At 63.3% G+C, this 12,779-nt stretch carries 9 protein-coding genes; 1 reads left to right on the top strand and 8 read right to left on the bottom strand.

The window, feature by feature from the left end; translation table 11 throughout:
- Window positions 1-9: 9 nt before the first annotated feature.
- Genes glgX through glk form a run of 4 tightly spaced genes read right to left on the bottom strand, consistent with a single transcriptional unit; the run spans window position 10 to window position 7,695 of the window.
- Window positions 10-2,073, bottom strand: coding sequence for a glycogen debranching protein GlgX (glgX, locus tag AC15MQ_RS07745; protein ID WP_483079813.1), 2,064 nt, complete (start codon window positions 2,071-2,073; stop codon window positions 10-12).
- Window positions 2,061-4,244: a 1,4-alpha-glucan branching protein GlgB gene (gene glgB, locus AC15MQ_RS07750; protein ID WP_287655038.1), complete on the bottom strand. Its 2,184-nt coding sequence runs from the start codon at window positions 4,242-4,244 to the stop codon at window positions 2,061-2,063. The genes glgX and glgB overlap by 13 nt, the downstream gene beginning before the upstream one ends.
- 15 nt (window positions 4,245-4,259) lie before the next feature.
- Window positions 4,260-6,707 carry a glycogen/starch/alpha-glucan phosphorylase gene (locus AC15MQ_RS07755; RefSeq protein WP_287655039.1) on the bottom strand — a complete coding sequence of 816 codons (2,448 nt, stop codon included), beginning with the start codon at window positions 6,705-6,707 and terminating at the stop codon, window positions 4,260-4,262.
- A 22-nt stretch (window positions 6,708-6,729) separates the two neighbouring features.
- Window positions 6,730-7,695, bottom strand: a complete 966-nt coding sequence (glk, locus tag AC15MQ_RS07760; protein ID WP_287655040.1) for a glucokinase — start codon at window positions 7,693-7,695, stop codon at window positions 6,730-6,732.
- Between the two features lie 495 nt (window positions 7,696-8,190).
- Between glk and AC15MQ_RS07765 the strand changes: the two genes are divergently transcribed.
- Window positions 8,191-9,600, top strand: coding sequence for an FAD-binding oxidoreductase (locus tag AC15MQ_RS07765; protein ID WP_483079814.1), 1,410 nt, complete (start codon window positions 8,191-8,193; stop codon window positions 9,598-9,600).
- Between the two features lie 14 nt (window positions 9,601-9,614).
- On the opposite strand, the gene hslO is transcribed toward AC15MQ_RS07765, so the two are convergent.
- Genes hslO through AC15MQ_RS07785 form a run of 4 tightly spaced genes read right to left on the bottom strand, consistent with a single transcriptional unit; the run spans window position 9,615 to window position 12,492 of the window.
- On the bottom strand, window positions 9,615-10,496 hold the full coding sequence (gene hslO / locus AC15MQ_RS07770) for an Hsp33 family molecular chaperone HslO (protein ID WP_287667400.1): 882 nt from the start codon (window positions 10,494-10,496) through the stop codon (window positions 9,615-9,617).
- Window positions 10,493-10,870: an arsenate reductase gene (locus AC15MQ_RS07775; RefSeq protein ID WP_483079815.1), complete on the bottom strand. Its 378-nt coding sequence runs from the start codon at window positions 10,868-10,870 to the stop codon at window positions 10,493-10,495. The genes hslO and AC15MQ_RS07775 overlap by 4 nt, the downstream gene beginning before the upstream one ends.
- Window positions 10,871-10,889: 19 nt before the next feature.
- A complete protein-coding gene (gene nadA, locus AC15MQ_RS07780) occupies window positions 10,890-11,987 on the bottom strand; it encodes a quinolinate synthase NadA (protein ID WP_287655044.1) in 1,098 nt (365 codons plus the stop codon).
- Between the two features lie 55 nt (window positions 11,988-12,042).
- A complete protein-coding gene (locus AC15MQ_RS07785; protein ID WP_483079816.1) occupies window positions 12,043-12,492 on the bottom strand; it encodes a rhodanese-like domain-containing protein in 450 nt (149 codons plus the stop codon).
- Window positions 12,493-12,779 lie beyond the last annotated feature (287 nt).

Consider the following 12,779-nt stretch of genomic DNA (forward strand, 5'->3'; position numbering starts at 1 on the left):
GCGACCCTTTCAGGCGTCCGACAAACTCCCGGCCTGCCGGCTGAGGATCTGCACGCTGCGCGCCGGTACCAGGCTGGTCTTCTCGCGCTGAAGGCGTGCGCAGGGTGCCTGGGCGCTGCTGTCGAAAACCTGCCACCACACCGCCTCGCCAGGCAGCAGAAAGGAAACCGGGATCTCGTCGCGGTTGAACAGGCAGAGCAGGGTCTCCGTGTCCTGGGTCGCGCCGACGGCGATTATCTCGGCGGCGAGTTGCATGCCAAAGGCGCCAAGCTTCTTGGACTGCCAGTCGGCGACGCGCATGGCGCGTCCCGCCGGATGCCACCAGACGACATCCGGCTGGTCATCGCCCACGGCCTGGCCGGTGAGCCAGTTTCGTCGCCGCAGTTGCGGATAACGACGGCGCAAGTCTATCAGCCCGGCGACGAAATCGATCAACTCGGCATCCGCATCACGCCAGTCAAGCCAGGTCAGCGCATTGTCCTGGCAATAGGCGTTGTTGTTGCCACGCTGCGTGCGCCCGAGTTCGTCGCCCCCCTGCAGCATCGGCACACCCTGGGCGACCAGCAGCGTCGTCAATAGCGCGCGCTGCAGGCGACGACGTCTTTCGAGCACCGCCGGATCCGTGCTCTCCCCTTCCTCGCCGCAGTTCCAGGAACAGTTGTGGCCGTGCCCGTCGCGGTTGCCCTCGCCATTCAGTTCATTGTGCTTCGCTTGATAGCTGACGAGATCGCGCAAGGTGAAGCCGTCGTGCGCGGTGATGAAGTTCACACTCGCCTGCGGCGCGCGTCCCGCGACGTGGAAAACCTCGCTCGATCCGGCAAGGCGCTGCGCCAGTTCCGCCACACCCGCGTGGTGGGTCAGCCAGAACGCGCGCACGTCGTCCCGGAAGCGGTCATTCCACTCGCTCCAGCCGTGCAGAAAACGCCCCAGACGGTACCCATCCGGTCCGATGTCCCAGGGTTCGGCGATCAACTTGACCCGCTGCAGCACGGGATCCTGCCTGATCGCGGCGAGAAACGCGCTGTCGCGCGTCAGCGTCGCAGCGAGATCGAAGCGGAAGCCGTCTACGTGCATCACGCCAACCCAGTAGCGCAGCGCATCCATGACCAGTTGCAGAACCCGCGGATGGGCGAGATTGACCGTGTTGCCACAGCCGGTGAAATTTTCGTAGTGCGCGAGATGGCCGGCCGGCAGGCGGTAGTAGCTCAGGTTGTCGATGCCGCGGAACGAGAGTGTGGGGCCTTTCTCGTCGCTTTCGGCGGTATGGTTGAAGACCACGTCAAGAATGACTTCAAGGCCGGCGGCGTGCAGCGACCGGACCATGGTCTTGAATTCGGCAATCACCGACTGCCCACCGATGCGTGCCGCGTAGCGCGGCTCCGGGGCAAAGAAACCGATTGAATTGTAACCCCAGTAATTGACGCGACCTTCGCTGATCAGCCGCTGTTCGTCGAGAAAGTGGTGCACCGGCAGCAGGCTGAGGGCAGTCACCCCGAGGCGATGAAAGTGTTCGATCATGGCCGGCGCGGCGAGACCGGCGTAGGTGCCGCGCAGCACCTCGGGAACGCCCGGATGTTGGCGGGTCATTCCCTTGACATGAGCTTCATAAAGCACCGAATCGGCCAGGGGAATCGCCGGCGCCTGATCGCCGCCCCAGTCGAATTCTTCATCGACGACACAGGCCTTGAGGCCATGCGCTGGATCATCCGGCTGCCGCGAAAAGCGACCGACGATCTCGCGCGCGTAAGGATCGATCAACAGTTGCCGTGAATCGAAGCGATGGCCGTGCCCATGACCGTGTCCATGACCATGTCCATGCCTGTGCGCAGGGCCTTGCACGCGGTAGGCGTAGTGCAGCCCGGGCGCTGCGCCGACCAGGTAGCCGTGCCAAACCTCGTCGGTGCATTCGCGCAGGAGCAGGTTGCGCATCCGCCGGCCATCGAAAACGCACAATTCAACCGCCTCGGCATGCGCTGAAAACAGGGCGAAGTTCACGCCGCGACCATCCCAGTGGGCACCGAGCGGCCACGGCCGCCCGGCTTCGAGGCCGATGTCGTCGGTCACGGTGTCCATTCGAGGAATAGCGCGGCGAGTGGCGGCAGTGTCAGGTTGAGAGACCACTCGCGACCGTGCGCAGCAATCTGCTCCGCACACACCGGATACAGCCCGTTGCCGACATTGCTGCCGCCGTAATATTCCGAATCGGTATTGATCCGCTCGATGTACTGGCCGGGCACCGGCACTCCGATCCGGTAGCCATGCCGGACTACCGGAGTAAAGTTGCCGACGTAGAGGATGGCGCGCGAACGGTCGCGCGCCCAGCGGACGAAGGCGACCACCGAGCACTCGGCATCGTCGGCGGCGATCCATTCGAAACCGGCCGGCTCGAAGTCCAACTGGTGCAGCGCCGGATTGCTGCGATAGATGCCGTTGAGATCGCGGATCAGATCACGAACGCCGGCGTGCAGGGGGAAGTCCAGCAAACCCCAATCGAGGGACGCATCGTGATTCCACTCGTTCCACTGGCCGATCTCGCCACCCATGAACAGCAGCTTCTTGCCCGGGTGAGCCCACATGTAGCCGTACAGGGCGCGCAGGTTGGCGAATTTCTGCCAGTAATCGCCGGCCATCTTGCTGATCAGCGAGCCCTTGCCATGAACGACTTCGTCGTGCGAGAGCGGCAGGATGAAGTTCTCGGTGAAAGCGTACATCATCCCGAAACTGAGCTGATTGTGGTGGAATCGCCGGTGCACCGGGTCCTTGGTCATGTAGTCGAGCACGTCGTGCATCCAGCCCATGTTCCATTTGTAGTGGAATCCGAGGCCGCCCATTTCCGGCGGTCGACTGACCATCGGCCAGGCCGTCGACTCCTCGGCATGGGTGGAAGCCGAGGGATGCTCCTGACCCAGAACCTCGTTCATCCGCCGCAGAAAGGCGACCGCTTCGAGATTCTCCCGACCACCATGCACGTTCGGCAGCCATTGCCCCGGCTCACGACTGTAGTCTCGATACAGCATCGAGGCCACGGCATCGACCCGCAGGCCGTCGACCCCGTAGCGCTCGATCCAGAACAAGGCATTGCCGATCAGATAATTACTGACTTCGCGACGACCGAAGTTATAGATCAGCGTGCCCCAGTCCTGATGCATGCCTTCGCGTGGATCGGCATGCTCATAAAGCGCCGTACCGTCGAAACGACCGAGACCATGCTCGTCGGTGGGGAAATGCGCGGGCACCCAGTCAACGATGACGCGCAGTCCGGCCGCGTGGCAGGAACCGACGAAGTTGCGGAAACCGGTCGGGTCACCATGGCGCGCGGTCGGGGCGTAAAGCCCCAGGGGCTGGTAACCCCACGAACCATCGAAGGGATGCTCCGATATCGGCAGCAGTTCCAGATGCGTGAATCCCAGATCGACCACATAAGGAATCAGTGTTTCGGTCAGCCGCTGCCAGTCCGGAAAGCCGCCATCGTCCGCGCGACGCCAGGAGGCCAGATGCACCTCATAAACCGAAAGCGGCGCGCCCAGTTCCTCACCCGCCGGCACCGACTCCGGCTCCACGGGTTGCGGCAGCGCACAGACGATCGACGCAGTGGATGGCCGCATCTCGCCCTGGAAGCCGTAGGGATCGGCCTTGAGTGGCAGCAGACGGCCATCGCGGGAGCGTATTTCGTACTTGTAGCGAGCCCCGGCCGTTACCCCCGGCAGGAAAATTTCCCAGACGCCGCATTCCCGCCGCAGGCGCATCGGATGCCGACGACCGTCCCAGGTATTGAAGTCGCCGACGACACTGACGCGTTGCGCATCCGGCGCCCAGACGGCAAAAACGGTACCCGCAACGCCGTCGATCTCACACAGATGCGCCCCAAGGCGTTCGAAGGGGCGCAGGTGCGAGCCTTCGGCCAGTAGCCAGACGTCCATCTCGCCAAGCACCGTCGGGAAGCGGTAGGGATCATCGGTTTCCTGCACGCCGCTGTCCCAGGTGATCCGCAGGCGATAGGCAAAACTGTTGCGACGGCGGGGAATCGGGCCCTCGAAGAAGCCTTCCACGCCCTCGACAGGGCGTTGCGCAAGCTGGGCAATCTGCCGCCCGGTCTTGGCCTCGATGACGGCGACCGCGTGCGCGCCCGGTTGCAGGCTGCGAACCCACAGCCCTCCGTCAGCGTCGGTGTGCATTCCGAGGACCGCGTAAGGGTCGCCGTGTTCTGCCCGGCAAAGGGCGATGATCTCTGCATGGTCAAGCATTTGAGACTTCCTTACTTAGAGTGTGCGTAGATTCCAGGTATCGTTGGCGTAGTCGCGGATCGTCCGGTCGGCCGAGAAGGGCCCCATCCCGGCTACATTGAGAATGGCCTTGCGCTGCCACTCGTCGGGGCTCAGGTAAAGCGCATCGACACGCGCCTGGGTGGCCACGTAATCGGCGTAGTCCGCCAGCAGCAGATAGTGATCGCCGTAGTGCAGCAGGCTGTTGAAGATGTCGTGGTAGCGCGGCCGTTCACCGGGTGAAAAGAAGCCACTGTCGATCCGGTCGAGCGCTTCCTTGAGGGCTGGATCCGCCTGGTACAGAGCCAGTGGTTGATGCCCGGCCTGCCGGATGGCGTTGACCTGGGCCGTGTTGTTGCCGAAGATGAATATATTCTCGGCGCCGACGTTGTCGCGAATCTCGATGTTGGCGCCATCCTCGGTACCGATGGTCAATGCGCCGTTGAGCGAGAGTTTCATGTTGCCGGTGCCCGAGGCTTCGGTGCCGGCCGTCGAAATCTGCTCCGAGAGATTGGCCGCCGGCATGATCAACTCGGCGACGGAAACACCGTAGTTGGGAATGAAGACGACCTGCAGGAGGTCGCGCGTCCGCGGGTCGTTGTTGACTACCGCCGCGACATCATGGATCAGGCGGATCACCTGTTTGGCCATGTGATACGACGACGCGGCCTTGCCGGCGAAGATCACGCTGCGCGGCGCATAATCCTTTGCCGAGCCGTCCAGGAGCGCGTTGTAGCGGGTGATCACGTGCAGCACGTTGAGCAACTGCCGCTTGTATTCGTGAATGCGCTTGACCTGCACATCGAACAGGCTGTCCGGGTCCAGGGTGACGCCCACCTCACGAGCCACGTAATTGGCCAGGCGCACCTTGTTGCCGCGCTTGGCAGCCGCGAAAGCGGCGCGGAAAGCGACGTCGTCGGCGCTCGCCCGCAAACCCTCCAGACGGTCCAGATTGAGCCGCCAATCCTTGCCGCCAAGGCGTTCGTCGAGCAGTGCGGACAGGGCAGGATTGGCCTGTGCCAGCCAGCGCCGCGGCGTAACGCCATTGGTCTTGTTGTGGAATCGCTCGGGGTAAAGACGGGCGAAGTCGGCAAAAATGGTCTGTACCATCAGGTCGGAGTGCAGTTGTGATACGCCATTGACGCGATGACTGCCGACAATGCACAGGTGTGCCATGCGCACCCGCTTGTCCTTGTCGTGACCACCCCCGTCGTCGATCAGCGAGACCCGTCGCATCAGGTCGACATCACCGGGGTAGAGACGGATCACTTCATCGAGGAACTCCTGGTTGATGCGGTAGATGATCAGGATGTGACGCGGCAACACGCGCTGGATCAGGGTCACCTTCCAGGTTTCCAGTGCCTCCGGCATCAGGGTGTGATTGGTGTACGAGAAAATGCGCCGACATTGATCCCAGGCAGCGTCCCAGGTCATGCCCTGCTCGTCGACCAGGAGGCGCATCAATTCCGCAACGCCGATCGCCGGATGCGTATCGTTGAGGTGGATCGCCACATGCTCGGCGAGATTGTTGAAGGTACCGTGCTCGGCCATGTGGCGCTCGAGGATGTCCTGCATCGACGCCGCGACGAAGAAATACTCCTGGCGCAGACGCAGTTCGCGACCCGCAGCGGTGCTGTCGTTCGGGTAGAGGACCCAGGAAATGTTTTCGAAGCGGTTCTTGAACTCGGCAGCGCGCTGGTAGTCCCCGGTATTGAAGGCCCCGAGGTCGATTTCGGACGGCGCCGCCGCTTTCCACAGGCGCAGGGTACTGACCCGGTCCGTACCATGACCGGGAATCACGTAGTCGAAGGCCTTGGCTTCGACCGAATCGGCGGCATGCCATTCCGCCCATTCACCATGATGCTCGGCGTGGCCACCGAAGCGCACCGTGTGGTGCTTGTTGGCGCGCGGGAACTCCCATGGCGAACGGTCCTGTAGCCAGGCTTCCGGCTTCTCGACCTGCTGGCCGTTGAGAATCGACTGCGCGAACATCCCATACTCATAGCGAACGCCGTAGCCCCATGAAGGAAGTCCCACGGTTGCCATCGAATCGAGAAAACAGGCCGCCAACCGACCCAGGCCGCCGTTGCCGAGCGCTGCATCGGGTTCGCATTCCATGACCTCATCGAGCGAGGGACCAGGCGCGCTGAACGCCTCCGCCGCCGACTCGCGAAGCCCCAGCGCGGACAGGGCGTTGTTCATCGCGCGGCCAATCAGGAATTCCATCGACAGGTAATAGACGCGCCGCGCCTTGCTGCCGCGGTCGGCATTTTGGGTGTCAACCCAGCGTTGCGCCAGTTGCTCGCGGGCCACCTGCGACAGCGCCTGATAAAGGTCCGCCTTGCTGGCTCTGGTTGGCTCGGCAGCGACCGTGCGCAGCAGTCTGCGGTCGATTTCAGCGCGCAGTTGTTCGCCTTTGGGATGGGGTTGAGCGACATCGGACATCAGGCTGGTACTCCAGTAAGGTTCATGGACAATCCTCGCTCTCGGCAAGGGCATGGGCAGCGCCAAGCAGGGCCGGCGTGGGAGAAAGCATTACATAGGTCGGAATTGCGGCCAAGTAGGAAGCGAAACGCCCCTTGGCTTCGAAGCGGGGGCGAAAAGCCGAGCGATCGAAGATCTCCCCGAGTCTGGGAATGATACCACCGCCGACATAGACGCCACCCTGGGCGCCAAGGGTCAGCGCAAGATTTCCCGCCAACGAACCGAGCATCGCGCAAAAGGTATCGATCACCACTCGGCACTGGATGTCGTCGCCGGTGCGGGCACGCGCAACAATTTCGGCAGTCGCCAGGGATGCGGCATGGCGCCCGTCGACCGCGGCGACCAGACGATGCAGTAGCGGCAAACCGCTGCCCGAAAGCAGCCGTTCGGCCGAGACGTGCCCAAGTTCGCGCCAGGCGAGGGCGAGAATGGCCGCCTCGCGTTCGTCCGCAGGTGCCAGGGAGCAATGGCCCCCCTCGCCAGTCAAGGCCAGCCAGCGCCCGCGATCGTGCAGCACACCCGAGACACCGAGGCCGGTCCCCGGGCCAAGCACTGCTTTCGGCGCCAATTCGACGGGGACGCCAGGACCTACCTGACGCCGGTCGGCAACACTCAGATGCGGCAAGGACAGCGCCAGGGCGGTGAAATCGTTGAGCAACAGCAGGCGCTGCAGCCCCAGTCCGGACTTGAGCCTTGCGCGCGAGAAGGTCCACGGCGCGTTGGTCAGTTGAAACTCATCGTGATGCACCGGGCCGGCAAGAGCGATCGCCGCTGCTCGCAGCACCGGCCAACCCAGTTCCCCGAGATAGGCCTGGATCGCCTCCAGGGGCCCCGCAAAGTCGCCTACCGAAAGAATCCGCACCTGATCCGGCAAGCCCGAGTCGTCGAGCAAGGCAAAGCGCGCGCGGGTGCCGCCGATGTCGGCAACCAGGGTCGCGGGTGCCTTCATGGCCATCCCCGGGTAATCAGCGATTGCGCGGCGCGCGCACGCAGTCGTGAGCCGCGCGCGGCCGGGTGCCGACCACGGTGGAGCGTGGAATCATCCGGTCGCCGGCCGCGACGAGTACTGTTGAAAACTTGGAAATGGAGGTTCAAGATTGAATGCCCGGGGGCTGCATAGGGAATAAGGATGCTCTGGATCTTCGCACCAAATGCGAGATTTATCAAAGACCCTGCTACCATCTGCCTGCCCTCCCCGGAAATACTGTCAGCTGCCCGGGAGTCTCCTCGGTCGACGCGGTTTCTGTCAAGGCGGGCGCGACCATCGTTGCCTCTACCCGAACCGGCAGCGCCGTCGTTGCTCGCGGCGATGCGGCGTCGGCGGACACCGCTGCCGCCCGGCGGGCGGGCGGCAAACTCACTGCTGACCGGGTGCAGTATTTCCCGCAGTGGATTCCGGATCGGCTTTGCCCGCCGGCCGTCGATTTACGTCCAAGGATTGCCTGTGCAACATGCGAACCTGATCACAAAGCTCGCCGAGATTGTCGGCACCGAGCAGGTACTGACGTCGCTCGAAGACATGTCCGCATACCTGTGCGACTGGCGCGGTCGCTACCGTGGCAACGCCATCTGCGTCGTCCGACCGGCAAGCACCGCCGCCGTCTCGGCGGTGGTACGCACCTGCGCCGAGGCTGGCGTGGCCATGGTGCCGCAGGGCGGCAACACCAGCCTGTGCGGCGCGGCAACGCCGGCGCCTGACGGTCAGGCGGTGCTGATCAGCCTTGCCAAGCTCCGCCGTGTGCGCGCGATCGATCCCGCGAACAACACGCTGACCGCCGAGGCCGGCTGCCTCCTGCAGGCACTGCAGGAGGCAGCCGGCGAGGTCGGACGACTGTTTCCGCTGTCGCTGGCCGCCGAGGGCAGTTGTCAGATCGGCGGCAATCTGTCTACCAACGCCGGTGGTGTGCAGGTCCTGCGCTACGGCAACACACGTGAATTGACGCTCGGCCTGGAGGTGGTTCTGCCGAGCGGGGAGATCTGGGATGGCTTGCGCGGCCTGCGCAAGGACAATACCGGTTATGACCTCAAGCATCTGTTCATCGGCGCCGAGGGCACCCTCGGGATCATCACCGCCGCCGTCCTGAAACTCTTCCCCTTGCCGCGGGCAACGGTGACCGCCTGGCTGGCCATCGGCTCTCCGGCACTCGCGGTGCGCTTGCTGGGTGAGTTGCAGGCGCATTTCGGCGCCAGCCTGACGGCCTGCGAACTGGTCTCCGAAGAGGCTCTTGGTCTGGTCCGCAAACACCTGCCAGGCTCGTCGCCGGCGTTGTCGGCAAGCCCCTGGCACCTGTTGATCGAGTTGTCCGGAAGCGGGGATGATGCTGCCCTGCGGGAAGCGCTGACCGCGTTCCTTGCCGCGGCACTCGACAGTGGCGACCTCAGCGATGTGGTGCTGGCACAGAACGGCGAGCAGGCCAGACGTCTGTGGGCCTTGCGCGAGAACATCGGCGAAGCGCAGAAGATCGAAGGCCTGAGTATCAAACACGACGTTTCGGTACCGATCTCGCGCATTCCGGAGTTCATCGAGCGTGCTGGTCAGGCGCTCGCGCTGACTTTTCCGGAGATCCGCATCGTCGCCTTTGGTCACATCGGTGACGGCAATCTGCATTACAACCAGTCGAAATCGGAGGCCGGCGAGAATGCGGCTTTCCTGGCCTCACAACCGCAGGTCAACCGCATCGTCCACGATCTGGTGCATGCACTGGGAGGCAGCATCAGTGCCGAACACGGCATCGGGCAGTTGAAGCGCGAAGAGCTTCTGCGCTACAAGAGCCCGCTAGAAATCGAGATGATGCGCGGTATCAAGCGTGCCCTTGACCCACGGGGCTTGATGAATCCCGGCAAGGTGCTCTGACCGGTTCGCCACCGTCAATGCAGCGTCGGAGGCGTCGGCGACGGCGAATCGCGGAAGAGTTCGTCGATCGCCCGCGCGTCGAAACGGTAGTCGCGGTTGCAGATGTCGTCCTTGACGACGACTTCGCCCTGTTCCCGTAACGCCGCATAGACTTCGCCGGGCCCGAGGGCGCGCAGCATCGAACGTACTTTCTCCCAGTTCTCGGGACAGTTGTGGGTCACCGCCCGCGCGGGAAAGAGGCGCACGATTTCCTCCGGGAACAGGCGGCGCAGCAGTTCTTCGGCCGGCACCGACAACAGCTCGGCATCCTGCACGGTCGCCGCCAGCGCTTCGACGCGCGCCCAGCCATCGGCGTCGCGCTCTGCTGCAGTAGGCAACTTCTGGAGAAAAAGTCCGGCTGCTGCCACCGACGAAGCGGCCAGGAAGAAGCGCGCGGGCATCTGGTCAGACTGCCGGAGATAGTGCTCGAAGACCTCGGCGATGCTTTCGCCGTCAAGCGGCACGATGCTCTGATAGGGCTCGCGCATTGACGCCGTCTCCAGCGAGAGCTGCAATTGCCCCTGCCCGAGCAGTTGCAGCCCTGACCTGGGCTGCGGCTGCTCTGCACACTTGGCCATGCCGCGAATCTGCAGGGCTTCGTTGCAGTCGATGACCAGCAGGGCGATGGGTCCGCTGCCTCGCATCTGGATGGTCAGGCGCCCGGGCTGCTTGAGCTGGCCACCCAGGAGCACGGTCGTGGCGCTCATTTCACCCAGCAGCTGGGCAACCGGTGCAGGGTAGGCTCGGTTCTCGATCATCGCCCTCCACGCCGGACCGAGGCGCACCAGTGCGCCGCGAATGTCCAGATCGTCGAACAGGAAACGATGCAGGCAATCGTCGGTCATGGTCCCGGTCATGGTCCTTTTCCCAACAGTTCTTCGGCATAACGGTCCGGGTCGAATCCGACCAGCAAGGCCGTACCGGTGTCGATTACCGGTCTCCTGATCAGGCTTGGATGCCTGGCCATCAGCGTCAGCGCCCGGGCTTCGTCGACGTCGGCACGGTCTTCCTCGCTGAGCCGCCGCCAGGTCGTGCCGCGCGTGTTGAGCAGGGCTTTCCAGCCGACGCGGAGGTTCCAGTCGGCCAGTTGCGCGGCGGTTGGCGCCGCCTGGCGATAGTCAACGAAGTCACAGGCCACAGCATGCTCCGCCAGCCAGACGAAGGCCTTCTTCATGCTGTCGCAGTTCCTGATCCCGTAGATACGGACGACCTGCTGCAGCCTGCCGTGCATGCCCTGCCCCCGGTTTGTCTCAGGATACGGCCAGCATCCTGTCCAGCGCCAGCCTGGCCAGGTCTTTCTCGTGCTCCGGAACCCGAATCTGGTTGACCACCTTGCCATCGGCCAGATTCTCGAGTGTCCATGCCAGGTGCTGCGGGTCGATGCGCTGCATCGTCGAACACATGCAGACCGTCGGTGCCATGAACTGCACGATCTTGCCCTCGTGCCTGACCTCTTCAGCCAGACGGTTGACGAGATTGAGCTCGGTGCCGACCAGCCAGCGCGTATTCGGCGCGGCCTCCTTGATCGTCCGGACGATGTGTTCCGTCGAGCCGACGAAATCTGATTGCCTGCACACCTCGAAGCTGCACTCGGGATGGGCAATCACCAGACCCTCCGGGTAATGGTTGCGGAAACGCATGATGTGCGCCGGCTGGAACATCTGATGTACCGAGCAATGGCCTTTCCAGAGCAGCAGCCTGGCTCGCCGGATCTGCTCGCTGGTGAGCCCACCGTTTTCGAGATCGGGGTCCCAGACCATCATCTCATCGAGCGGAATTCCCATCTTGAAGCCGGTCCAGCGCCCGAGATGCTGGTCAGGAAAGAAAAGAATCTTCTGGCGCCGCTCGAACGCCCAGGCGGCAATCGTGCCGGCGTTGGACGAGGTACATACGATGCCGCCGTGCGCGCCGCAAAAGGCTTTGAGATCGGCGGCCGAATTGATGTAGGTCACCGGCGTGACTTCCTGCTCGGCGTCCAGGACCTCGCCGAGTTCACGCCAGCAGCGTTCGACCTTGGCCAGGTTGGCCATGTCCGCCATTGAACAGCCCGCCGCCAGATCCGGCAGGATCGCCACCTGCTCCGGCTTCGACATGATGTCGGCGACTTCGGCCATGAAGTGCACACCGCAAAACACGATGTAGCGGGAATCGGTTTGTGAGGCGAGACGCGAGAGTTTCAGCGAGTCGCCCGTCAGGTCGGCGTATTGATACACATCGGCGCGTTGGTAGTGATGGCAGAGCAGCACCGCCTCCCGGCCGAGCCGCTCACGGGCAACGCGGATGCGCTGGTGACAGGCATCGTCCTGGAGGTGGTTGAAACTGTCGAAGCTGATGGTCGAGGTTTGCATGCGGTAATACTCAATTCGATGTCCAGGAAGCCAGACCGGGCTGGCGGCAAAAGGTTCAGCTACGCCATGGCAAGCCGGCGTAACGCCACCCCCCCAGCTGGCCGCGCTGGCCGTTGGCATCCTTGTCGCCTTCAAAGCCCTCCAGCACGTTGTAGCAGTCGTTACGCAGCGCTTCGCCAACCAGCGCGGCAGCGTTGTGCGAACGCGCCCCACTGCGACAGATGAACATCAGCAGCGCCTCACGATCGACCTGTTGTTTCAATTGCGGCAGGAAATGGCTGTTGGGCCGATTATCCGGATAGCTCATCCACTCAATCTCGATCGCACCGGGTATGCGGCCGACCCAATCCCATTCCGCGCGCGTACGGACGTCGACCAGCTTGGCGCCTGGCGCAAGCCGCCAAACCGCATGCGCTTCCTGCGGCGTCAGGGCGCCGGCATAAGGTAGACCAAGTTCGCGCCCGCGTTCCTGCGCAAGTTGCAGCAGATCGGTCAGTTTTCCCATAGTGTGTGTGGCGAGAGCCTGTCCCAAGAGGGTTTATCAAAGCAAGGAGTATAAATCACATGACTGCCGAGAAGCGCTCGGAACCAGCTCCCTGCAACGCACCAGAAATGTGCCGCCCGGATTCGTACGCACCGCCGCGGTGCATCTAAAAAAGCCCAATAATGCGCCAGACCCTTGTGGCACAATAAACGCTCAGCAGGGCATGGTTTGGCACGTTTTCTGCTAGTACCCCCGCGCACTTATTGTTCTATTGTCGCCGGTTGAACCGGCAACCTGTTCAGGAGACT

The organism is Candidatus Accumulibacter propinquus, from assembly GCF_056856495.1.

Coding starts and splice junctions, on each gene's coding strand:
- glgX (WP_483079813.1), bottom strand. CDS start 2,073: ATGGACACCGTGACCGACGACATCGGCCTCGAAGCCGGGCGGCCGTGG.
- glgB (WP_287655038.1), bottom strand. CDS start 4,244: ATGCTTGACCATGCAGAGATCATCGCCCTTTGCCGGGCAGAACACGGC.
- AC15MQ_RS07755 (WP_287655039.1), bottom strand. CDS start 6,707: ATGTCCGATGTCGCTCAACCCCATCCCAAAGGCGAACAACTGCGCGCT.
- glk (WP_287655040.1), bottom strand. CDS start 7,695: ATGAAGGCACCCGCGACCCTGGTTGCCGACATCGGCGGCACCCGCGCG.
- hslO (WP_287667400.1), bottom strand. CDS start 10,496: ATGACCGGGACCATGACCGACGATTGCCTGCATCGTTTCCTGTTCGAC.
- AC15MQ_RS07775 (WP_483079815.1), bottom strand. CDS start 10,870: ATGCACGGCAGGCTGCAGCAGGTCGTCCGTATCTACGGGATCAGGAAC.
- nadA (WP_287655044.1), bottom strand. CDS start 11,987: ATGCAAACCTCGACCATCAGCTTCGACAGTTTCAACCACCTCCAGGAC.
- AC15MQ_RS07785 (WP_483079816.1), bottom strand. CDS start 12,492: ATGGGAAAACTGACCGATCTGCTGCAACTTGCGCAGGAACGCGGGCGC.